Annotated in this window: 19 protein-coding genes and 2 tRNA genes; 6 read left to right on the top strand and 15 right to left on the bottom strand. The window is 42.7% G+C overall.

Annotation, left to right across the window (positions count from 1 at the left end; genetic code table 11):
* Positions 1 to 302 precede the first annotated feature (302 nt).
* The 3 genes from KXQ82_RS14950 to KXQ82_RS14940 all read left to right on the top strand — a co-directional run bounded on the left by KXQ82_RS14950 (position 303) and on the right by KXQ82_RS14940 (position 3,067).
* The gene (locus KXQ82_RS14950) at positions 303 to 1,487 is read left to right on the top strand and encodes a PAS domain-containing sensor histidine kinase (RefSeq protein WP_219489232.1); all 1,185 of its coding nucleotides are present in this window, start codon (positions 303 to 305) and stop codon (positions 1,485 to 1,487) included.
* Positions 1,484 to 2,536 carry a response regulator gene (locus KXQ82_RS14945; protein WP_219489230.1) on the top strand — a complete coding sequence of 351 codons (1,053 nt, stop codon included), beginning with the start codon at positions 1,484 to 1,486 and terminating at the stop codon, positions 2,534 to 2,536. The genes KXQ82_RS14950 and KXQ82_RS14945 overlap by 4 nt, the downstream gene beginning before the upstream one ends.
* A gap of 81 nt (positions 2,537 to 2,617) precedes the next feature.
* Positions 2,618 to 3,067, top strand: coding sequence for a Rossmann-fold NAD(P)-binding domain-containing protein (locus KXQ82_RS14940; RefSeq protein WP_219489228.1), 450 nt, complete (start codon positions 2,618 to 2,620; stop codon positions 3,065 to 3,067).
* A 77-nt stretch (positions 3,068 to 3,144) separates the two neighbouring features.
* Here KXQ82_RS14940 and KXQ82_RS14935 read toward each other — a convergent pair whose 3' ends face one another.
* The 9 genes from KXQ82_RS14935 to KXQ82_RS14895 form a co-directional block, all read right to left on the bottom strand.
* Entirely contained in the window at positions 3,145 to 3,492 is a 348-nt protein-coding gene (locus KXQ82_RS14935) for a hypothetical protein (RefSeq protein WP_219489227.1), read from the bottom strand.
* 91 nt (positions 3,493 to 3,583) lie between these two features.
* Entirely contained in the window at positions 3,584 to 4,195 is a 612-nt protein-coding gene (locus KXQ82_RS14930; RefSeq protein ID WP_219489226.1) for a YceI family protein, read from the bottom strand.
* Between the two features lie 11 nt (positions 4,196 to 4,206).
* Positions 4,207 to 4,614: a hypothetical protein gene (locus KXQ82_RS14925; RefSeq protein WP_219489224.1), complete on the bottom strand. Its 408-nt coding sequence runs from the start codon at positions 4,612 to 4,614 to the stop codon at positions 4,207 to 4,209.
* A 78-nt stretch (positions 4,615 to 4,692) separates the two neighbouring features.
* Positions 4,693 to 6,069, bottom strand: coding sequence for a hypothetical protein (locus KXQ82_RS14920; RefSeq protein WP_219489223.1), 1,377 nt, complete (start codon positions 6,067 to 6,069; stop codon positions 4,693 to 4,695).
* 32 nt (positions 6,070 to 6,101) lie between these two features.
* Positions 6,102 to 6,713 (bottom strand): YceI family protein, encoded by a 612-nt coding sequence (locus KXQ82_RS14915; RefSeq protein ID WP_219489222.1) that lies wholly within the window; start codon positions 6,711 to 6,713, stop codon positions 6,102 to 6,104.
* Positions 6,714 to 6,888: 175 nt separating this feature from the next.
* Complete coding sequence (locus KXQ82_RS14910) at positions 6,889 to 7,782, bottom strand: universal stress protein (RefSeq protein WP_219489220.1); 894 nt, start codon at positions 7,780 to 7,782, stop codon at positions 6,889 to 6,891.
* Positions 7,783 to 7,845: 63 nt separating this feature from the next.
* Complete coding sequence (locus tag KXQ82_RS14905; RefSeq protein ID WP_219489219.1) at positions 7,846 to 9,138, bottom strand: acetyl-CoA hydrolase/transferase family protein; 1,293 nt, start codon at positions 9,136 to 9,138, stop codon at positions 7,846 to 7,848.
* An 11-nt stretch (positions 9,139 to 9,149) separates the two neighbouring features.
* Complete coding sequence (locus tag KXQ82_RS14900) at positions 9,150 to 9,578, bottom strand: hypothetical protein (protein WP_219489218.1); 429 nt, start codon at positions 9,576 to 9,578, stop codon at positions 9,150 to 9,152.
* 163 nt (positions 9,579 to 9,741) lie between these two features.
* Positions 9,742 to 9,829: transfer RNA gene (locus KXQ82_RS14895), tRNA-Ser, on the bottom strand.
* Positions 9,830 to 9,993: 164 nt separating this feature from the next.
* Between KXQ82_RS14895 and KXQ82_RS14890 the strand changes: the two genes are divergently transcribed.
* Genes KXQ82_RS14890 through cdaA form a run of 3 tightly spaced genes read left to right on the top strand, consistent with a single transcriptional unit; the run spans position 9,994 to position 12,837 of the window.
* A complete protein-coding gene (locus KXQ82_RS14890) occupies positions 9,994 to 10,965 on the top strand; it encodes a polyprenyl synthetase family protein (protein WP_219489216.1) in 972 nt (323 codons plus the stop codon).
* Between the two features lies 1 nt (position 10,966).
* On the top strand, positions 10,967 to 12,016 hold the full coding sequence (locus KXQ82_RS14885; protein ID WP_219489215.1) for a TerC/Alx family metal homeostasis membrane protein: 1,050 nt from the start codon (positions 10,967 to 10,969) through the stop codon (positions 12,014 to 12,016).
* 29 nt (positions 12,017 to 12,045) lie between these two features.
* Positions 12,046 to 12,837 (top strand): diadenylate cyclase CdaA, encoded by a 792-nt coding sequence (gene cdaA / locus KXQ82_RS14880; protein WP_219489213.1) that lies wholly within the window; start codon positions 12,046 to 12,048, stop codon positions 12,835 to 12,837.
* A gap of 195 nt (positions 12,838 to 13,032) precedes the next feature.
* Here the strand turns inward: cdaA and KXQ82_RS14875 are convergent, their stop codons facing one another.
* The 6 genes from KXQ82_RS14875 to KXQ82_RS14850 form a co-directional block, all read right to left on the bottom strand.
* Complete coding sequence (locus tag KXQ82_RS14875; protein ID WP_219489212.1) at positions 13,033 to 14,445, bottom strand: efflux transporter outer membrane subunit; 1,413 nt, start codon at positions 14,443 to 14,445, stop codon at positions 13,033 to 13,035.
* A gap of 33 nt (positions 14,446 to 14,478) precedes the next feature.
* Positions 14,479 to 17,694 carry an efflux RND transporter permease subunit gene (locus KXQ82_RS14870; protein ID WP_219489211.1) on the bottom strand — a complete coding sequence of 1,072 codons (3,216 nt, stop codon included), beginning with the start codon at positions 17,692 to 17,694 and terminating at the stop codon, positions 14,479 to 14,481.
* A 23-nt stretch (positions 17,695 to 17,717) separates the two neighbouring features.
* Positions 17,718 to 18,854 (bottom strand): efflux RND transporter periplasmic adaptor subunit, encoded by a 1,137-nt coding sequence (locus KXQ82_RS14865; RefSeq protein ID WP_219489421.1) that lies wholly within the window; start codon positions 18,852 to 18,854, stop codon positions 17,718 to 17,720.
* A gap of 317 nt (positions 18,855 to 19,171) precedes the next feature.
* On the bottom strand, positions 19,172 to 19,771 hold the full coding sequence (locus KXQ82_RS14860) for a TetR/AcrR family transcriptional regulator (RefSeq protein WP_219489208.1): 600 nt from the start codon (positions 19,769 to 19,771) through the stop codon (positions 19,172 to 19,174).
* A gap of 307 nt (positions 19,772 to 20,078) precedes the next feature.
* Positions 20,079 to 20,152 (bottom strand) — tRNA-Ala (locus KXQ82_RS14855).
* Positions 20,153 to 20,218: 66 nt separating this feature from the next.
* On the bottom strand, positions 20,219 to 22,183 hold the full coding sequence (locus tag KXQ82_RS14850) for a rhamnogalacturonan lyase (RefSeq protein ID WP_255563671.1): 1,965 nt from the start codon (positions 22,181 to 22,183) through the stop codon (positions 20,219 to 20,221).
* Between the last annotated feature and the right edge of the window lie 240 nt (positions 22,184 to 22,423).

Here is a 22,423-nt window from a genome sequence, read left to right as displayed (position 1 = left end):
AATTTTATGAGATTTAGAACACCTTAAATCACAGTTATACCTTATTCTAAACAGCTAAGCCTGACAACTGTCAGGCTTAATCGCTTTTCGCGGAGAAAGAGATATTCGAATTGTATTTTTATTGTATTGATAATCAAATTATTGATTTGTAAATTTAATTAAAGACAACGATTAAGACATTTTATTGAATTAGCGGTATGACGGTCATTTTTGAATGAAGTAATTTGTGAGTTTATAAACCGGTAATCACTTTACATTGTCGATATTTGCATTTCTTCAATATTTATTTTCAATAACCATTTATGGAAAATGCCGCCCTGCTAAAAGCAATTATTGATAATGCGATAGACGGTATCATTACTATTGATGATCGCGGTAAGATCGAATCTATCAATCCCGCCGGGTGTAAGTTATTTCAATACACACCCGAAGAAGTGATAGGCAGCAATGTGGCCATATTAATGCCCCCGCCCGACAGGGAGCAGCACGATGAATACATTAACCGCTACCAGCGCACCGGCGATCCGCATATTATTGGTAAGGGGCGCGAAGTAACAGGATTGAGAAAGGATGGTACGAGATTCCCCTTTAGGTTGGGTGTAAGTGAGGTGCAGTATTCGGGCCGGAAGATCTATACGGGTTTTATCCACGACCAAAGCCGTGAAAAAGAAGCGGAGCAGCAACTGAAAGAATATGCCGCCGATCTGGAGCAGCAGGTACAGGAGCGTACACATTCGTTACAGGAAACAGTACAGGCATTGCAACAAGCCAAAGAAGAGGTGAGTTTATCGCTGGTGAAAGAGAAAGAACTGGGCCAGTTAAAAAGCCGTTTCGTTTCTATGGCTTCGCACGAGTTCAGGACGCCTTTGAGTTCGATACAATTATCGGCATCGCTGATCGATAAATATGCGGCACCGTTTCAAAGCAATGTTGGCAAACACGTGGTAAAGATAAAGAACGCGGTTAGTAACCTGACAACCATACTGAACGACTTTTTGTCGCTTGAGAAGCTGGAAGCCGGAAAGGTGGAGGCCTTGTTCAGTAGTTTTGACCTGGTCAGGTTTTCGGAAGAGATCACCGAAGAAATGCAAATGGTGGCCAAGCAAAACCAAAGCATTATTTACCAGCATACAGGTTCGCACCATGTGGTTACCCTGGATCAGAATTTACTGCGAAATTGCGTCATCAATCTCATTGCTAATGCAATAAAGTACTCGGGCGAAAATACGTTCATCGAGTTTAATACAGAGATCAACGGTTCGGAATGTATACTGACAGTGAAAGACAACGGGATCGGCATCCCGGAAACAGATCAGCAACATTTATTTGAGGCTTTTTTTAGGGCGCACAATACCGGTAATATCCCGGGCACGGGGCTTGGTTTAAACATTGTGGCCAGGTATACTAACCTGATGCATGGTAAAATCGATTTTAAGAGCGAGGTTAACAAAGGCACATTATTTACAATTACATTCAAAATAGTATGAGCAAGAAAATATTGATCATTGAGGATAACCTGGACATACGCGAGAACATTGTAGAGATATTAGAATTGGCCGGTTATACTGTTTTTGATGCTGATAACGGCAAAAAAGGTGTTGAACTGGCTTTAAAAAACCTTCCGGATATTATTTTGTGCGATATTATGATGCCTGAGTTAGACGGATACGGTGTTTTGCATATGCTGAACAAGTATCCCGGAACGGCCAATATTCCCTTTATATTTTTAACGGCAAAAGCTGAGCGGGTTGATTTGCGCAAAGGAATGGAAATGGGTGCAGATGATTACCTGACCAAACCCTTCGACGATATGGAGCTTTTAAATGCCATTGACGTGAGGCTGAAAAAGAAAGAGGCACAGGTGAACTTTTATAGCAAGTCGCTTGACCAGTTAAATATCCTGGTGATAAAAAGCGGAGGTTTAGCTGAACTCAAAAAGATCATCCATGAGCGTAAACACCGTCAGTTTAAAAAAGACCAGGTGATCTATTATGAAGGCGATAAGGGCAATGGGATATACCTGCTTATTTCCGGTAAGGTGAAAAGCGTAAAACTTGCCGAAGACGGGCGCGAGTTAATGACAGGTATTTACGCTTCAGACGATTATTTAGGGATAAATGCAATGTTATCGGGCGAAGCTTATTCGGATACGGCCACAGCTTTGGAGGATAGTACGCTTTGCCTCATCCCTAAAGATGAAATAGAGCAGTTGCTGAATTTGTATCCCGAAGTTGGCCGGGAGTTCATCAAGTTACTGGCAAATGATATCCGCGAGAAGGAAGAGCAGTTATTGCAACTGGCCTATCATTCGGTAAGGAAAAAAATGGCTGAGGCGATATTGAGGATCTACAGTAAACACAAAAGTACTGATCACAGCTTTAAGTTTTCTCGCGAGGACCTGGCCGCTATGGCCGGTATGGCTACGGAAACCGTGAGCCGCACTTTATCCGATTTTAAGGATGAGGGGTTGATAGAAAAGAAAGGCAGCATCATCACCATTATCGACATCAATAAGCTGACCAAAATGAAAAACTGACGAAGATCATTTTTTGTGCTGATGCCGCTCATGGTGTAAACATGCAGCTACCGTAGCTTTGTGTTTACAAATACAAGCCGGATGAAAGTAGTAGCCTATAGCGTAGCCCCATTTGAAAAGGAATACCTGGCCAGAGCCAATCAAAAGAAACACGATATCACGCTCATATCAAATGCGTTAGATATGAATACAGCTATTTATGCTGTAGATAAGGATGCCGTGCTGGTTTCTGTTAATGATGATGTATCGGAACTGGTGATAGAAAAGCTTTTCGCTATGGGTATCAGGTATATTGCCACCCGGTCGTTAAACACCGATCATCTTGATAAGGCAGCCGCGGACAGGTTTGCCATTAAACTATCCAATATACCAACATTTATAGCGGTACCGGTGCAAACCAAAGAAATGATGCAAAGCAATGCCGACCAGATCATCAAAAATCTCGATCAGTGGCAGCTCAACAAATGTGTAGGTAAAGCCTGTGTTGCTTCCAAAGGGTGCAATGGTATTAAGTCGGGCCATCACCATTGATATTGAACCATCCATAAAAAAAGATGCCCCGATATTATCTGGGCATCTTTTTTTATGGATGTGATTTTACCCTGTTATTACAAAATATAGATAGCCACCATTGTAATGTAAGCAATAATAGTTATTACAAATAACGACAGTGTGGTACGGATAGAGCCGCCACCCGTGCCAAAAATAAAATTGGCGAAGAACAGGGCCATTGAAATAGCAAGCACACTAATATTAGCCTGGTAATTATAAATTAAAACCGCAGGCAACGGAAGGAACAATACACCGATAGATATCATAGATACTGCAAACCAACCGGTTTGATTTTTTGCCTGGCTATCAGCTATTTTTAGCCATTTTTCCCATAAATTAAAATGTTGTTTTTGCTCTGTGGTTACTGATGCCCATGATGCCGGAGAGTTGGTTATTGTTGTCATGATCTGATGTTTTTTATACACCAAAGATGGGCTGAAAGGGCAGGATGTGCCATGACTTAGCGCTCGCCAAAAAGTGATATCGGTCACTTTCTTAGTTGAGTTCCTTTATTTTTAAATGGAAAATAACGCTCAGCTTATTGTTGGTTTTAATAAGGCCGCCCAACTTTCGGGGTGGCGTCAGATCAAAGTCCGAAAAGTTGATATCGCGTGTACCTAACAGGTGAACTACTTTTTGATCATCTATCGAAACCTGGTAGTTTACCTCAAAACGTTTAGTTATACCAACCATTTCAATATTCACCAGGCCTGTTATTAATTGTGGTTTTTCGGTTAGCTCCGGGAAATTGCTCAGTGATAAAAAGAGGATCCGCAGCCTTGGGTATTGTTTCTCTTTTAATGTTGTCCGCAGGTCGCGGGTCATGATAGCGTTATGGCAATCAAAGCTTTGTATGCTCAGGCTAATATTCCCCGATAGTGTTATCTCTTTGCTGCTCTTATTCCTGGTCATGTTCAAGGTATCCGTTCGGTCGCAAGCGGGTATCTCGCATGAGAATTTATTGACATTGGTATTTCCGTTCACACACAGGTTGCTACTTTCGCTGATGAGCCATTTTTTTGGTTCGATCATACCCGCGGTAAACCCCAAAAGCATAAATGCGGTAAATCCCAAAAGCAAACAGGCCCATCGTTGTTTTTTTAACATGATGATAGCTACTAAGGATTTGTTTTTGAAAATACCATTCCCGCAATAACTGCCTGCACCGATCCGTATAAAAACCAACTGGCTACCATGGGCACGGTGATATCCAAAGCGCTGAACGAGATCCACATTACAGGTAATAAGGCGATGATGGAGTACACCGCCCCAAACTCCAGGCCCCTCAAAACAAAAGGGCCCTTGAACAATATTTTGAAACTGTCCCAAAACCAGGATAAGGCGAAGCTGATGATGAATGGATGCATGTAGAAAAGCACATCTCTGCTGCCATCCGAATTGAATAGTGGGCTGTTGTATTCTACAAACAATGTAGGGAACAGCTTAACGGCAAAAAATAATCCGCCATAGCTAAATACAAACAGTATGCAGCCTGCTATTGATCCGGAGATAAGAATTTTTTTCATTGTTGTAGTTGAAAAATGCCGATAACAAGATACTAGCGCTTAACCGGCAGATCTTGTATCGGCATTTATTTTTATCAATTAGAAACTGATGGCTGCTTCCAGTACAAAGCCATTGAACTTGCCGCCGTTCAATATATTGGTGGCATCATAGTTTTGATATTCCTGGTTCACGTATTCGCCCTTCATCATGATATTTTTGGTCATGAACCAACCTAATGAACCTGCTGAACGGTTAACGGTAACATCCTGTGTGTTGCCTAAAATTGTGGCGCTTACGGTATTGTAGCGATATGCTACCCAAAAATTCTCTGTCTTTTCGGGAAATCTGTAAGTGATATCAGCAGCAAACTGTTTAGCACCACGGGTTGATGTTTCGGTAATGGTTCTTCCTTTTGCGGTTTCGGCAGTTCCGAAAAACTCAATGCCTTTGTATTTTACGAACAGGTTAGCCATGTAGCTATGGTTTTCCTGGCTAAAGCCGGGGTTAAAACGTCCTGAAAAAGCATTATAATCAACCGCTTGTGAAAGTGTTGTGCCTGCGGCTGTAGTAGGGTTCGACATTACATTATAGTAACGTGAGCCGGTACGGTCGCCGCCAAACAACGTACTGCTGTTGGCACTGCTTACGCTGTAAAACGAGCCTGATACACGTACCCTTAAGTCGGAGTTCAATTGTTTGTCGAAACCTAATTTACCCAAAAATGCAGGGGGGTATTTGTTAGTTTCGCCGGTTTCGGCATCTGTTTTAGTTGAAGCAAGGGTAGTGGCATTTAACTCGCCATTGGTTATTGCACCCATGGCAAACAAGCCTGTTTTAGCGCATTTGTAGTAAATATGTATACCTGTTTCGGTAGCGTACTCGTCCATGATGTAGTTTTCTACAAAGGGGTTGTAAATAGTATTACCACCATCAGATCTGCGGTAATGCTGATCGCCGTAGTCAATATCATACTGGCCTATAACAAAAGTTACGCTCTTCATGATATTGTCAATGGCCTGGCTGTGCAGAAAGGGTAACTTGTCGATCTGTAAATATCCGCCTTTTACCCAGGTGTCTTCGTGGTGCCTGGTAGATAGGTACGATGTCAGGTTCAAACGTATACCATCGGCTAACTGGACATCAAAATAAAGGTTGGCCATGGGCAGGTTAAAACCATCCATTAAAGGTGTAATGGCATTTACATTACCGGTTGCGGTGCCTACGGTTTTTACTACCGGTGTAGCAGTGTTACTGGCACGTAAAGTTTGGTAGGTTATAGTAAAGCCACCGCCTACTTTTACTTTTAAACCGGTGAACGGAACACTATCTTGTTTCGAAGTTTCGAAAGTGTTGATGCCTTGCTTGTTGTTAGGACGGTAGAATTGTATCTGCCCTTCCTGGGCTTTTAAACTTACCGGGATAAAACTTAGCGCTGCAATAGCTAACAGTGCGGGTATTGTATATTGATTTTTCATGGTGTTGTTGATTATATTAGGTGTTGAAATATTTATTTTTTGTAATTAAGGTTGTATTTGATGCTCAGGTCGTTATAAACCTTCATGGTGCCCAGCATAAAACTTGGCGGGGTAATTTTATAGTCGGTCAGTTTTAACTTTTCGGTCCCGGTGCAGGTGATGGAATTGTCGGCATTCACCACAGCGGTCACATCAAGTGTTACGCCTTGTGTGGCCCCGGCTATGGTAAGCTCGCCTTTGGCCTTAATAAGATATTTGTTCTTTTCGATCAATGTTACCACGGCCGAGTTCAGCTTATAAGTTATTTTAGGATACTGATTTGCGTTGATGGCTTTGTAGGTACGGCTATCCATTGAGCTGTGTTCGCTTTTTAAGGTCTTTACATCAATGGATAAGTTGAACGATTGCAGCCCCGTAAGGATGCCATTATCAAACTTAAATTCGCCTTTGCTATCTATCCCGGTCGAGGCCATGGTCCAGTCGTGCACGTTTGAGGTACCCAGTACTTTGATGCTTACATCTGGTCCGGGTGATAACTTGTAAAGTGTTTGTGCCTTTAAAGAGGGTAGGGCGAAAAGGATAGTGATCGCAGTAATGAGCATCACTCTTACTGTATTGCGGTGCGTTAAATAATTTGCTTTCATTTTGGCTATGTTTTTATATGAAGCAAATGTATGCCCGCATTGAGCGCCGGGGAATGATGGGCGTTGCCTGCAAAAGTGACCTTAGTCAGTTTATTTCCATTTCTCCGGAAATTTAAAAACGCCCATCACCGGTATCGGCAATGAGCGTTTTTAGATTATTTATTTGTTACGGTATTTAAAACACAGGCATCGTATCTTCAACCTTTGAGCATGGAAAAACCAGTAATGGTTTGGTTAAGTGCCCCGCCATTTTTTGTGTGATGCTTCCCTGGAAAAGGCTTTCAAAAAATCCTTTTTTACGGTGCACCATTACCAGCATATCAATGTCAGTATGCGCTGCGATCCAGTCTAACCCGGTTACCACATTGTTGCCACGTATAGGTCGGTAGTAAATTTTGGGGTAGTTTACTTTTGATGATACCATGCTCAAAAATATTTTAGCGGCCGGTTCAACTTTCTGGTCAGCTATGCTTTCATCGGCTACGTGGGTAAGCAGTATTTCGGCATAGTAATGTTTGGCTAAGCCGGATAAAGAATGCAGCACGTAAGTGTCGGTATGCGACAGATCGGTAGCAAAGGCGATCGTTTTCAGATCGTATCCTTTTGCCATTTCCGGGATCAGTAATACCGGGTAATCTGCCTTTTCGATAATATCCCTGGCATGGTCGCCCATTAAAAAGCTACCTAAACCATGTTTGGCATGTGTGCCTATAACAACCATTATAACATGGTGGCTTTTGGCTATTTCGCTTATCGCATCGGCAACAAAACCCACTTTACTACAGTATTTAATATTGGGCCTAAAGCCACCGTTCATTAGTATATCAAGGTCTAGCTCATTATTTATATTGTTAACCATCTTATCTAGATCGTTGGTGCTGTTTTGTTGCAATTCTTCGTAATTTTCCATTGGCCATGCTATTTGCGATGCCATTGGTGTGGTTGAAGGGACAAGGAATACATTACAAAGCAGCACATTGGCTTCAATTTTTTGTGCCAGCTTGATAGCATATTGCGTGGCGTGGGCTGCACGGATGGAAAAATCGGATAATACTAATATGGTTTTCATGGCTTATATTGATTAGGTATAAATGGAACATTTCAGCATAGTATATACATCGGTCGGGCCGGGTTACGAAAGCATATCCTTTTTAAACCTTTCGTAAAACGCAATTTCAAGCCATTCCCTATGGTTAGGGTGCGCAATTTGTATGAGGGCCTGTGCACGTTGCTTTAAATTTTTGCCAAACAGGTTTACTATACCGTACTCTGTAACCACCCAATGTACATGCCCGCGGGTAGTAACTACGCCGGCTCCTTCTTTTAAAAAGGGTACTATCCGGCTAATGCCTTTGCTGGTTTGTGATGGCAGGGCGATAATAGGCTTTCCATCTTCTGATAAGGATGCTCCGCGGATAAAATCCATCTGGCCGCCAATACCGGAGTACTGGTAAGTACCAATAGAATCTGAACATACCTGCCCTGTAAGGTCAATTTCTATAGCGCTGTTTATAGCGGTAGCTTTAGCATTTTGCCTGATGATACTGGTGTCATTAACATACGCGATATCCATTACCCGCACCCCCGGGTTATCATTTACAAAATCATATAACTTACGTGTACCGGTAATAAATGCGGTGACGGAGTGCCCCACATTTAATTTTTTCTGACTGTTATTAATGATCCCTTTTTCAATAAGCGGAATCACTCCGTCTGATATCATTTCACTATGAATACCTAAATTTTTGTGCGTGGACAGGTTCTTTAAAACCTGATCGGGTATACTCCCGATACCTAATTGTAACGTAGCCCCATCTTCTACCAGCGATGCAATATTATATCCTATCTTTTCTACAGCCGCGCTTACATCAAATGAGTAATCAACCTCTGGTAGTTCAGCCTTTTGCCAAACCATAGCATCAATTTTATTGATATGGATAAAACTATCCCCGTGGGTACGTGGCATTAAGGGGTTAACCTGCGCTATTACGTATTTCGCAATATCAACAGCAGCCCTTGCAATATCTACTGATGTGCCTAAAGAGCAATACCCATGCGCGTCGGGTGGCGAAACGTGGATCAGTGCAACATCGATAGGAAGGATATTTTTGCGGAATAGTTGGGGGATCTGGCTTAAAAATACAGGTACATAATCGCCATTATTGCTGTTTACTACATCCCGTGTTGCGGCCGAAACAAACAGCGAATTAAAAAAGAAAGATTTGCGATGCTCAGGCTTATCGAAGTTAACATCGCCTAAAGTAGTAATGCTTACCAGTTCAACGTCGTTTATCTCGTTATATCTGTTTTGTAACGCATTTACCAGACAAACAGGCGTTGCCGCGCTGCCATGAATAAAAACCCTGTTGCCCGATCTAATATTCTTTACGGCTTCTTGTGCCGATATGTAGTTTATTTGTAGCATTTGACCCTATTTTAAATAAAAAGGTTTCTCTCATTATCTATCACATCTTCTGCAAGGGCAAAAAGTTCCGCCTTCAATAACCTGACAGCGTCCAATAACGCTGCAATGCGATCTGTCAACATTGAATGTGTTTCAATTAGTTCAATGCCTATTTTTTTACTCGTATCACTGATAAGAGGAGTAAGAAACGCTAAATAGGCAGCAACGTTATTTCTAAGATCGATCACCTCAAATTGTTGTTGGTAAAGCATCATTTTGCAATGATGCAGCTTTGCATCATGCCCGTTGATGATATCCGGCTTAATATATTTGTCTATTACAGTATGAAAAAATTTAGCTTCATCCTCAGCAAAAGCGATGTCGGATAGCCAATGCTTGCTTGCGATGTAAAGGTCCTGTAATTCGTATTCGAGTTGGGTGTCGGTGCTTGTAATGTTCATGTTTTGCCGATTTGGTACTGCAAAACTGGGCATTAATGGTTGTCTAAATAATGACGATGGTCATCTTTTGAGATGATATTAGATGGTTAAATAAAATATTATAAAAACAAAACCCACTTAATATTTTAAATGGGTTTTTAGCGTTGTTGACAAGTATAAGCTGCGGAGAAAGAGAGATTCGAACTCTCGATACACTTTTGGCGTATACACACTTTCCAGGCGTGCTCTTTCGACCACTCAGACATTTCTCCGTTTTTGTGGGAGTGCAAAAGTAAAACAAATAGCCATATTATCACATAAAAATACGAACCTTCAAAGCTTTTGCCGTTCCCAGCTATTTTTAAACTGATTTTTACCTTATGTTTGCGGTATAGGTGTTTACACGTTTATTACGCGTAAATGCCACCTGTACCCCATGCTAAGCATAGACGAGATAAAAAAACCCATAGCCGCCGAAATTGATGCCTTCGAAGAGAAGTTTACCGCATCAATGAAAAGCTCGGTACCCTTACTCGATCGCATTACACATTACATTGTAAAACGTAAGGGCAAGCAAATACGGCCCATGTTTGTGTTTCTGTCGGCCAGTTTATGCGATGGTATTAACGAAAGCACTTACCGTGGCGCGGCCCTGGTAGAGTTGTTGCATACCGCAAGCCTGGTACACGATGATGTGGTTGATAACTCGTACCAGCGCCGTGGCTTTTTTTCTATCAATGCCCTTTGGAAAAATAAGATAGCCGTTTTAGTAGGAGATTTCCTTTTGTCTAAAGGCCTGCTGTTGTCTGTTGAACATAACGATTTTCACCTGCTGCGCATCGTATCCGAGGCTGTTCGCCAAATGAGTGAGGGCGAATTGCTACAGATAGAAAAGGTACGCCGCCTGGATATTGACGAAGCCATTTATTACGATGTGATCCGCCAGAAAACGGCATCGCTTATCGCTTCATGCTGTGCCTGTGGCGCGGCATCATCAGGCGCGGATGAAACTACAGTTGAAAAAATGCGTTTGTTTGGCGAGAAGATAGGTATAGCTTTCCAGATAAAGGATGATATGTTTGATTTTGGTACAGACGATGTAGGGAAACCCCTCGGCATCGATATCAAAGAGAAAAAAATAACCCTACCGCTGATATATGCTTTAAACCAGGCTTCGTCGTCAGATAAAAAACGCATGATCAACCTCGTGAAAAATCATAACGATGAGCCTAAAAAGATAGCCGAAATCATCAACTTCGTAAAAAGTACAGGTGGCCTGCAATATGCCGAAAGCCAGATGAAAATTTACCAGGATGATGCCTTTGCCATTCTCAATACCTTCCCGGAAGGAGAGGCCCGCACATCGTTAGAACAATTGGTGCGTTACACAACAGAAAGGAATAAATAATATGTCGAACGAACTCCTGTTTATCAGCGGTTTTATTGTTTTTGTTGTGGCTATGCTGGCTATTGATCTGGGCTTGTTCTCAAAACCCGGCCAGCCTGTAACGCTAAAACGCGCTGCTACTATGAGTTTGATATGGGTCACCTTCGCGGTAATATTCTACATGTTGATCTATCGCTACGGCGATATGCTGCATGGCATAAAAACCTACGCCGATCTGCAAGCCGTAAACATCGCTCACCTTCACCACCTTAAACTCAACCCCGCCGATCTGGAGTCCAGCCTGGATATTTACCGCCAAAACCTGTCGCTCGAGTTTATTACCGGATACGTTGTTGAGTATGCGCTTTCGGTTGATAATATTTTTGTGATGGTGTTGATATTTACCGCTTTTAAGGTAAGCCCTAAACATTATCATAAAGTGTTGTTCTGGGGGATAGTTGGCGCCATAGCAATGCGTTTTATATTCGTATTTGTAGGTGCGGCGCTTATCAGCCGGTTCGAATGGATACTATACCTATTCGGTGCGTTTTTAGTTTATACCGGCGTTACGATGTTTATTAACCGCGATAAGGAAGATGAGGTTGATACCGAGAACCACAAGATAGTAAAGCTGGCATCAAAATACTTTGCAGTACACCGTAGCTTTGAGGGCGATCGGTTTTTTATCAAACAAAACTCCAAAAGGATGATAACGCCTTTGTTTTTGGTGCTGCTCATTATCGAGTTTACAGACCTGGTATTTGCTGTTGATTCTATACCTGCTGTATTTTCGGTAACTAAAGATCCTTACATTGTATTCTTCTCCAACATATTTGCCATACTTGGGCTACGTTCCATGTTTTTTTTGCTGGTGAATATTATTGATAAGTTCCACTACTTAAAAGTTGGTTTAGCGGTGCTGCTGGCTTTTATAGGTGTCAAAATGCTGGCCGGCGAGTACGCCGAGCATATTGGTTTAACTACCATGAACTCTCTGCTGGTTATCTTGCTCATTTTGGTCATCAGTGTTGTGGCATCGCTGCTCTTCCCAAAAAAGGAAGTAGCTGTTTAATAAGCGTAAAAACTTGTTAACTTCGCTACATGCAATCGCTCGATTTTCATTTGTTTAAATTTCGTTTTTTCGATTTGCTGGATATTGTTGTTGTAGCTATTATCATCTATCAGTTATACAACCTCATCCGCGGAACCATTGCTGCCAATATTTTTATCGGGCTTGCCCTTATTTGGGCATTGTATTTTTTGGTGCGCAAACTCGAAATGCCTTTGCTTACGCAGATCCTCGAAAACTTTGTTAACGTAGGTATATTGGCGCTCATTGTAGTCTTTCAGCAAGAGATACGGCGTTTCCTGCTCCTTGTCGGGAAGAATGCCTCATTACAGCGTAATAAAGCATGGTGGCGGTACTTTTTTGGTAAAAATGATGCTGAACGCAATAACCTGATACGTATTAAACCCATTATTGATGCCTGCAAAAGCATGAAACAGAGCCGTACAGGTGCGCTCATTGTGTTTGCCAAATATTACGATGAGCAATTTTACCAAAACAGCTGCGAGCTTGTAGATGCCAAAATATCAAAACGTTTGCTCGAAAGTATTTTCCAAAAGAACAGCCCCCTGCATGATGGCGCTGTTGTTATCGCAGAGAACAAGATCAAATCGGCCAGTTGTATTTTGCCCTTAACTGATAATACTGATTTGCCGCCACAGTTTGGTTTACGCCACCGGGCGGGTATTGGCGTATCCGAAGCTAATGATGCCACTGCACTTATTATCTCCGAAGAAACCGGCGAAATATCATATGCCAAACATGGCCGTGTAAAAATGAATATCAGCTTTGCCGAATTGGAAAAACTGTTGAACAAGGATTTTTAGGCAATGTAAGGTGCGGCAACTTATATATTGAATAAGGGAGATAAAATTATGCCCGGAACCGTATTTAAAATTAATGCGATCAGGTAACACTGTTACCTGATCGTATTAATTTTTTATGGACATTGGCAAGCCACGGAGCATGTTATAACCAGTTATTAATAACAGGAATCCCGCATTAGCCTGTTACTATTCAGGTTAATTCCAACCACCACCTAATGAACGGTAAAGCTCAGATATGGCATTTAACTCATTACGTTTGATGACTGATAATTCCAGCTCGCTTTGCAGCACATTACTTTGGGCGGTAATTACCTCGAGGTAATTAGCCATCCCGTTCCTGAACAACAGGTTGGCATTGCCTGTGGCTTTTTGCAAAGTGCTTACCCTATTAGCGGCTATAACTTGCTGTACTTTTAGTTTTTCAATGCTTACCAATGCATCTGATACCTCGCCAACAGCATTTAAAACCGACTGGCGGAACTGCAATACCACTTTTTCGCGGTTTACCTGCGCAACTTTGTAATTGGTGCTTAACTCTTTACGGGCTACCAACGGTTGCACCACACTGCCTGCCACCACCCCAAACAATGAAGCCGGGATATTGAACCAGTTACTTGCCTTAAAGGAGTTTACACCTCCGGTAGCAGTAATGCGCAATGCAGGGTACATATTGGCTTTGGTAATACCAACGTTAGCGTTGGCAATGTTTAATGCCAGTTCAGCACTTTTTACATCTGGCCGGCGCGATACAATACCTGCCGGAACACCTGTACCTAAATTGCTGCTCGTTATGCCTTCATCCCGGATAGCGGTCCGTTCAATTTTGCCGGGTAAAACACCGGTTAATATACTTAAGGCATTTTCTTGTATGGCTATATTTTGCTCAAATTGTGGTACCAGTTGCGCCGCAGCTAACCGTTGTGCTTCTGCCTGCTGCACCGCAAGTGAGGTAACCTGGCCAGCGGTATATTGTAAACGGATGATCTGTAATGTGCTATCGTTCAATTTTACATTTCGTTGAGCGATGTTTAACTGCTCATCAAGCATCAGCAGGTTATAATACCCCTGCGATACGCCGGCTACTATATTGGTTTGGATCAGCTTTCTTGCCTCGTTAGTTTGCAGGTATGCTGCTAAGGCGCCTTTTTGCTGGTTGCGTATTTTGGCCCATATATCAGCTTCCCATGATAATGAGAGGTTAGCCGAATAATCTTCAATATGGCTTGAACCAATATTATACTGGCTCAAACTTAAGCCGGTAACGCTATTGTCGGACGGGCGATTGCTATTGGCCGTAACGTTCAAGGCAACCTGCGGAACATAGTTCCATTTCACCTGTTTAAACAATAGTTGCGATGCTTCTATGTTTTTAACAGCGATCTGCATATCATAGTTTTTTACCACGGCGCTATCTATCAGTTTTTGGAGTGCAGGCGTTGTAAAAAAACGCTTCCATTGTATATCGGCAATACTGCCGGTATCTGTTGTGGCAACACTATTCCTGAAAGTCACCGGCACTTCGGCTTTGGGTGTTTCAATATCTTTCGATACAGAACAGGCGCTTAACAGCAACACCATTAAGCTTAGCCCGCTTATATATTTTTTCATGTTCTTATTTTAAATTGTGATGGAATGTCCCGCTTATGCGTTCAATTCTCCTTGTAATTCTTTAACGCTATGCCCGTTAAGGTGCCCATGCTCATGTCCGTCGGTTAATGCGGCTACCGGTACCCCTGTAAATCGTTCCTGTAATCCCTGGAAGATGACAAACAATACCGGGATAATAAATAAACCCAGGATAACGCCCGAAACCATACCTCCCGCTGCGCCTATACTGATAGAGTGGTTACCCTGAGCGGATGGCCCGGTGGCAATACTCATCGGGAACAACCCAAACACAAAGGCAAGCGAAGTCATGATGATAGGGCGGATACGTAACCTTGCGGCTTCAATGGCCGACTCAACCAAACCGAGGCCAGCCTTGCGCCGCTGCACAGCAAACTCGATGATCAGGATGGCATTTTTGGCCAACAAACCGATCAGCATAATGAGTGCTACCTGTACGTAAATGTTATTTTCGATACCTGTTAAGCCCAATACCACAAATACACCTAAAATACCGGTTGGGATAGATAAGATAACCGCTAAAGGCAAAATATAGCTTTCATACTGCGCTGCTAAAAGGAAGTATACAAACACTAAGCACAGCATAAATATAATAGTAGATTGACCACCCGAAGATATCTCTTCGCGTGTTTGGCCAGAAAACTGGTAATCATATCCCGATGGCAATTGCTCTTTCGCGGTTTCCTGGATAGCTTTAATGGCATCACCCGAGCTAAAGCCAGGTTTAGGTATTGCGTTTACTTGTATTGAATTGAACAGGTTGTATCGTGATACCGTTTCGGAACCATATACACGGGTTAGTTTCACTAAAGTGTTGATAGGGACCATTTCGCCTGCTTTGTTTTTTACAAACACACGATCGATAGCTGATGGATCTGCCCTGTCGGCAATATCTGCCTGAACGACAACCCTGTAATATTTACCAAAGCGGTTAAAATCGGAAGCCTGGGCGCTACCAAAATAGGCCTGCATGGTTGATAAGATATCCCTAACACTTACACCCAATTGGTTGGCTTTATCATCATCAATAGCTAACTGCAATTGGGGGTAATCGGCTTTAAAGCTGGTAAAGGCGTAGGCTATGGCCGGTTTAGCCATTAGTTTACCAATAAAATTATTGGCCACGCCGCTAAATTTATCCAGCTTGCCGCCGGTTTTATCCTGTAGTACTACATCCAATGCTTCCACATTACTAAAACCCGGCACCGTTGGAAAACTAAACACAAAGAAACTGCCTTTGGTTATTGCTGCCAGTTTACCTCTTAACACATCCTGTATCGCATTAATATCCTTAACAGCGCCGCGGTCTTCGTTAGGTTTTAATAAAACAAAAAATACTGAAGCAGAAGGACTTGTTGAATTGGTTAACAGGTTAAAACCCCCAATAGCCGCAACAAACCTCGCTGCCGGTAATGCTCTTGCGGCATCTTCGGCTTGTTTTAAAATTTTGGTAGTAGCATCTAATGATGTTCCTGAAGGGGTAGATACCGATACAGCAATGAAACCCTGATCTTCGGTAGGGATAAAGCCAGATTTGGTGGTGTTTACCAGGTAAACAGTAATTAAAACTACCACTACTAACCCGCTAATACCAACCCATTTATTTTTGATCAGGAATTTAAGCCCACCAATATACCTGCTGGTCATGGCGCTAAAGCTGCTGTTAAAGCCTGCGTAAAACTTCTCAACAAAACCTTTTTGAACAGCAGGATCGCCGTTTTTACCCACATGGTTGCTCTTTAAAAATAAAGCAGCCAGTGCAGGGCTTAAGGTTAAAGCGTTAACCGCCGATATCATAATGGCGATGGACATGGTAAAGGCAAATTGCCTGTAAAATATCCCGGTTGAGCCTGTCATGAAACCTACGGGTAAAAATACCGCCGCCATAACTAAGGTGATGGATATAATGGCGCCCGTAATTTCGTGCATAGCTTTAGTGGTGGCAGCTTTGGCTGGTAAATGTTCGTTCTCCATCTTGGCGTGCACGGCTTCAACAACCACAATGGCATCATCCACAACTATACCTATGGCCAATACCAGGGCGAATAAGGTAAGCAGGTTAATAGAGAAACCAAACAGACTCATGAAAAAGAAAGTACCCAAAATAGCTACAGGAACAGCAATAGCCGGGATAAGCGTTGACCGGAAATCCTGCAAGAAAAGAAATACTACCAGAAACACCAGTATAAAGGCTTCTATCAGCGTATGCTCAACTTGTGTTATCGATTCATCCAAAGCTGTTTTGGTACGGTAAAAGTTATTGTATTTGATACCTGCCGGGAAATCCTTCGAAGCTTTTTCCATTAACTTATCAACCGCTATCTGTATCTCGTTAGCATTCGATCCGGCTAATTGTACCACACCAATGGCAATACCATCGTGCCCGTTCAGGTGCGATATGCTGGTATACGAATACGCACCCAACTCAACCCTCGCTACATCCTTTAAATGCAGCACAGAGCCATCGGGGTTAGCGCGGATAGCGATATTATCGTACTCTTCAGGTTTAGTCAGTTTGCCTTTGTATTTAATTACATATTCAAACACTTCTTTGCTTCGCTCGCCAAATTTACCCGGTGCTGCTTCTATATTTTTATCTTGTATGGCAGCCATTACTTCGGCAGGAGTAATTTTATGATCTGTCATTTGACCGGGGTTAAGCCATACCCGCATCGAGTAATCTTTAACACCACCAAATATGGTTGCCGAACCCACACCCGGAATACGTTTTAACTCGGGAATAATGTTGATCTGCGCATAGTTGGCAACAAATGTTTGATTGTATTTTTTGGAGTCTTCAGTATACACACCCACAGCACCTATCAAACTGTTTTGCTGTTTGGTGGTGTTTATCCCTTGCTGTACCACTTCGGCAGGGAGCTGGCTGGTGGCCTGCGCCACACGGTTCTGTACGTTTACAGCAGCCTGATCCGGGTTGGTGCCTTGCTTAAAGTATATGGTAATTGCCAACGAACCATCATTACTGGCGGTCGAGCTCATGTAGCTCATGTTTTCCACCCCGTTTATCGATTCTTCTAACGATGGTGCTACCGAACGCAACACGGTTTCGGCATTAGCGCCGGGATATACTGCTGTTACTAATACTGCCGGTGGGGCAATATCAGGAAATTGCTGCAGTGGCAATTTTGTGAGGCCAAGCACACCAACAATCACCAATAAAATGGAGATAACGGTTGACAGTACCGGCCTGTCTATAAATTTTTGGAACATGATGTTTTAATTTAAATGAGCAATTAGTTTTTTGCGATAGCCGCAACTTTTTCAGGAGCCTTTTCGGGATGGATAACGGCGCCTTCCTGTAAGTTGCCAAAACCACTTAATACGATCTGATCGCCGGCCTTTACGCCCGATTTTACGAGGTAGTTGTTACCTGACTTTCCAACAATATCAATAGCTTGTTTTTTAACTTTACTGCTATCGCCAACGGTAAATACAAATACCTTATCCTGCATTTCGATGGTAGCATCTTCCGGAACCACCAGGGCGTCTTTATGGATAAGGCTTAACCTGATCTTACCGGTATTGCCGGAGCGTAACAAACCTTGTGGGTTAGAGAAGTTAGCCCTTAATGTAATAGCGCCGGTAGTTTTATCAAACTGTCCGTCTATCATATCTACTTTTCCTTGTTTGCCATAAACCGTATTATCAGCCAGCAATAAGGATACGCCCGACAGTTGCTTTAACTTATCTTTCAAGGTTTCGCCCGGGTATTGCTCTTTGAAGGTTACAAAGTCTTTTTCGCTTAGCGAAAAGTAAACGTGTACGTCGTGTACGTCTGATAATTGTGTTAATTCCTGCACATCAGCGGGGCTAACCAGGCTTCCTTGCTTTTTAAGCAGGCGGCCAATGTATCCGGCTACCGGAGCTTTAATTACCGTATAACCCAGGTTGATCTGAGCGGTGGCTACATTCGCTTTAGCTTGTTCTATATTTGCTTTGGCGATATCGTAAGTTGCTTTTGCTGTTTTTAACTGGAAATCAGATATTACTTTGTTTTGAACCAGGGGGGTCAGTTTTTCAATTTCTAAGCGTGCATTGGCCAATGCGCCTTCGGCAGCGTGCTGGCTTGCCAGTGCATTGTTTAATGCCGCGCGGTAAGGCTGATCATTGATCTTAAATAAAGGCTGGCCTGCGCTTACTGCAGCACCTTCGTCAATAAATACCTTATCTAATGAGCCGCTTACCTGCGGGCGTATCTCTACGTTTACAGTCCCTTCAATTGCGGCAGGGTATTCCTGGTAGGTAGTATCAGTACCGGTAGTGATGGTTGCTACGGGGAGTGATGGCGGCCCTGCCTGTTGTTGTTGCACCGGCTTTGTTGCACAACTGAATAATGCAATTGCTATAATGGATAATAGGATAATTTTCATAATGGTGAGTTTTGAATTTGAATTAATGGATGTTAATGCCGTACGTATGCTGCTTACATATATCGTATCATCGGTATGAGAATAATTAACAGTATTAGTATTACTAACGCTGTTAAAGTTATTTGCTGTGCTGTAATTATTAATGGTCATATATATTTACTATTGTGTTATTGTAATGTGATGTTAAATTATAGTTATCACTTAGTTAATTTTATTAACAGTGTTAAGTTATTGTGGTGATTGCGACAGTGTTTCATAAGCGTGTGATTTAAGTAATTAATAATTTATTTTACGGCATGGCCGAAAGGGTAAAAATATCAGGGCTTGATAGAACGAATAATGCCGGTAATGGCATCTTTTAACACTTCTTCGTTCATTCCTTCGGGTACACCCTGCCTAACCAGGTTAATCGAGATCAATCCATGTACTACCGACCAAAATGTATAATAACGTTTACAGATCAGGTCTTCGGGCGGATTTTCCATACCCGTTAATTCGCCTATAACTTCCCATATCATATTGGCCGGAATTTCAGCTTCTGGTACCGAGTTATCCCAAACGCAACAGTTTACTTCGATGCCAAACATTAACTGGTATAGTTCCTTTTCAGCAAAAGCGAAGTTCCAATAGGTAAGCCACATATCTTCCAATTGCTTTTCTGGCAATTGGTGCTTATCGCGTGCTATTTTCATGTCTTTTGCTAAAATACGATAGCCTACTTTTGTAAGCTCAAGCATCAAAGCTTCTTTATTAGCAAAATACTCGTAAATAACCGGCGGAGTATATTCTATAATATCCGCTATTTTACGCATGCTTAACGCCTGCCATCCCTCTGCTCTACCTATACGCATAGCCGCATCCAGTATATTTTGCCTGGTTTCGTCTTTTATACGTTGTTTTCTGTCTGCACTGGCCATTAGTTCTTTTTCTTATCGCTGTTGTAATTTTTCTAACAGTGTTAGGCAAATGTACAACGTTAATTTATATGATTATTCATGCGTTTGTCAATTTGTGATTTCATATATTAGTGTTTCAGTCGCTTACCGCTAATATCTATTGTATAATGCCTTGGCGGCAAAAAGCCAAACCCCAGTGCTGGCGCAAGCCTTCTATTAGGAAAAGATTGAATTGTATTGAACGACGTTAAATTATACAACTGGTATTACCTCAGTATTGCCTTAAAAAAAAGGCTCTACGAAATATCGTAAAGCCTTAATCATTAGGTGGAGAATATCGGAGTCGAACCGATGACCTCTTGCATGCCATGCAAGCGCTCTAGCCAGCTGAGCTAATCCCCCTTATTGCGGGCTGCAAATATATCATATCCTGCAATAAAATAAAACAGAAAGTTTATTTAATTCCTGTTATTTCTTTGTAGCTGTATTCCCCTTGGGCTGCACCATGATGATGTTTGGCTTAGGCAGGTTTTTCATACCGTAACCCAGGTAAAAACTCACATGCGGCGGCTGGTTATAACCGGAGTTTTGCCAGGCTATCGCATCGCGGTATTGGGGGTCATGCATCAGTGTATATATCTTATGTGTGGTTGGTATAACTGTGGTATAAATCCTGAGGCTTTGGTTGTCGCTGCTGCGCTCAATTACTTCCTCACGCCAATCGCCAAACAAGTCGGCACTTAAGGCCGGGGTTGATTTTGATCCGTTGTTTGATTGAGCGCCCGTCATGGTAAATATGCGGCCTTTACCATACTTATCAATATGGTTGCCATCCAATAGCTCGCGGGTCAGGTCCGCATCCCACCAGCAAAGAAAATTACATGAGCTTGGCGATGGGCCAATTAATTGACCATGAATATCCATCAGTTTCGATCCGTTCCACCACATTTGCGCGCCATAACGGGTGGTATCAATGTTTTCGGCTACGCCGCGGCCCAGGTCTTTGTTTTCATTCCCACGAAATAATGTTTCACCCGTGCGTGCATCATATACTGTTGCACCGGGGCCTTTGGTATTATCTTCAATTTCGTGTATGCCAAACACCTCCAGGCCGGGATGATCAGGGTCCAGATCGCTTACATGCAAGGCATCACCATGGCGGTACCCTGTACTTAACAGGCCGGTACCATCGTCGTCAACTACCATCGATCCGTAAACAATCTCATCCTTGCCATCGTCATCAACATCAGCCACACTAACGGTATGGTATCCCTGCCCCGAAAATGGGTTTTCGCCATCTTTACTGTCAAATACCCAGCGCGAACTCAGTTTTCCGCCGCGCCAATCCCAGGCTGCCAATACCGTACGGCCATAATAGCCGCGGCACATTACCACACTTGGGTGTATGCCATCAAGGTAGGCAACACAAGCGTTAAAACGATCAACCCGGTTACCGGTATTATCGCTGCCACCATTGCCGCCGTGGCCACTCCACCCTGCGGTTGGATAACGGCTTGGTATATAGTTGGTAGTAGCCAATGCTTCGCCGGTTTTGCCGCTGAAGATGGTAAAGTATTCTGGCCCGTCTAATATCTTACCGTAAAAAGTATTACGTGGCTCTACATTGGTGCGGCGCCAGTGTTTGGTCGAATCGCCTATTACTTTACCTTTCCCGTCGATGGTGCCATCGGCAGTTTTGCAGGCAAATTCGGCTATGCCATCGCCATCCAGGTCATAAACTATAAATTGAGTATAATGCGCGCCTTCGCGGATGTTTTCGCCAAGGTTGATCTGCCATAAAAATGTGCCATCCATTTTATATGCCTGGAAAATAGGCGCGTCTGTTAAACCCGGCGATGGCGTATCGCGCCCGCGGCCGGTTTGGTGCACTATAATTTCGTATTCACCATCGCCATCCAGATCGCCTACCGAAACATCATTGGGCGTGTATCCTTTGGGTGTCCTTAAGGGGATGTTTAAGTATTGTTGCACAGGTGCATTTGCCGGGAGTGTAAATGGCTTGCTGGCTTCTTCTTCTTTACTCGCTGTAACCACTTTTACAAACCATGAGTTCGGCTTGCTAAAATCTACTTTAGTATCTACATAATTGGTACTGGTGGTGATAGGAGCTTTATTCAACTTTATGGGCGCAGCATTGCCGGTTTTACGATAGAGGTTAAAAGCAATGTCTTGTGGTTCGGTACCCAGCATACGCCAGCCAAGATATGCAGAATCGGTACCGGTATGTACTGCTATCATGCCCCTGTCAAGAAACTCCATTTGGCGGGGCGCGGTAACTTTGATTGTTTTTTTTGCAGGCAGGTTTAGCACCTGAGGGCCGGGGCCTTGCGCGAATGACAATGCAACACTGCAAACAAAAATAGCTGCAAACAGTATGGCTTTTAATTGATGAGAGCGTAGGAGTTTTTTCATTTTTATATAGGGTATGCCATTAGCTATGGCAAATTGGTTAAATAAAAATATCCAAATGAGTATAGCCAACCATCATGTACTATCACGTACTTTTTTGACGATAAATATCAAAAAGTGCAGATAATACAAAAAGGAGGTGTTTTTGAGATTTTGGCAATGGGAGGCGTAATACAGTTGTTACAGAATGAGCCCGTTTTTGAACAACTGCTAAAAGATAACCCAACTAATATTTGTTTCCGT

Origin of the sequence: Mucilaginibacter rivuli (genome assembly GCF_019391655.1) — a bacterium.
GTDB classification, from domain to species: Bacteria; Bacteroidota; Bacteroidia; order Sphingobacteriales; family Sphingobacteriaceae; genus Mucilaginibacter; species Mucilaginibacter rivuli.
The sequence above is the reverse complement of the archived record's forward strand: the minus strand, read 5'-3'. Positions and strand labels throughout refer to the sequence as shown.

Coding starts and splice junctions, on each gene's coding strand:
- KXQ82_RS14950 (WP_219489232.1), top strand. CDS start 303: ATGGAAAATGCCGCCCTGCTAAAAGCAATTATTGATAATGCGATAGAC.
- KXQ82_RS14945 (WP_219489230.1), top strand. CDS start 1,484: ATGAGCAAGAAAATATTGATCATTGAGGATAACCTGGACATACGCGAG.
- KXQ82_RS14940 (WP_219489228.1), top strand. CDS start 2,618: ATGAAAGTAGTAGCCTATAGCGTAGCCCCATTTGAAAAGGAATACCTG.
- KXQ82_RS14935 (WP_219489227.1), bottom strand. CDS start 3,492: ATGACAACAATAACCAACTCTCCGGCATCATGGGCATCAGTAACCACA.
- KXQ82_RS14930 (WP_219489226.1), bottom strand. CDS start 4,195: ATGTTAAAAAAACAACGATGGGCCTGTTTGCTTTTGGGATTTACCGCA.
- KXQ82_RS14925 (WP_219489224.1), bottom strand. CDS start 4,614: ATGAAAAAAATTCTTATCTCCGGATCAATAGCAGGCTGCATACTGTTT.
- KXQ82_RS14920 (WP_219489223.1), bottom strand. CDS start 6,069: ATGAAAAATCAATATACAATACCCGCACTGTTAGCTATTGCAGCGCTA.
- KXQ82_RS14915 (WP_219489222.1), bottom strand. CDS start 6,713: ATGAAAGCAAATTATTTAACGCACCGCAATACAGTAAGAGTGATGCTC.
- KXQ82_RS14910 (WP_219489220.1), bottom strand. CDS start 7,782: ATGAAAACCATATTAGTATTATCCGATTTTTCCATCCGTGCAGCCCAC.
- KXQ82_RS14905 (WP_219489219.1), bottom strand. CDS start 9,138: ATGCTACAAATAAACTACATATCGGCACAAGAAGCCGTAAAGAATATT.
- KXQ82_RS14900 (WP_219489218.1), bottom strand. CDS start 9,578: ATGAACATTACAAGCACCGACACCCAACTCGAATACGAATTACAGGAC.
- KXQ82_RS14890 (WP_219489216.1), top strand. CDS start 9,994: ATGCTAAGCATAGACGAGATAAAAAAACCCATAGCCGCCGAAATTGAT.
- KXQ82_RS14885 (WP_219489215.1), top strand. CDS start 10,967: ATGTCGAACGAACTCCTGTTTATCAGCGGTTTTATTGTTTTTGTTGTG.
- cdaA (WP_219489213.1), top strand. CDS start 12,046: ATGCAATCGCTCGATTTTCATTTGTTTAAATTTCGTTTTTTCGATTTG.
- KXQ82_RS14875 (WP_219489212.1), bottom strand. CDS start 14,445: ATGAAAAAATATATAAGCGGGCTAAGCTTAATGGTGTTGCTGTTAAGC.
- KXQ82_RS14870 (WP_219489211.1), bottom strand. CDS start 17,694: ATGTTCCAAAAATTTATAGACAGGCCGGTACTGTCAACCGTTATCTCC.
- KXQ82_RS14865 (WP_219489421.1), bottom strand. CDS start 18,854: ATGAAAATTATCCTATTATCCATTATAGCAATTGCATTATTCAGTTGT.
- KXQ82_RS14860 (WP_219489208.1), bottom strand. CDS start 19,771: ATGGCCAGTGCAGACAGAAAACAACGTATAAAAGACGAAACCAGGCAA.
- KXQ82_RS14850 (WP_255563671.1), bottom strand. CDS start 22,183: ATGAAAAAACTCCTACGCTCTCATCAATTAAAAGCCATACTGTTTGCA.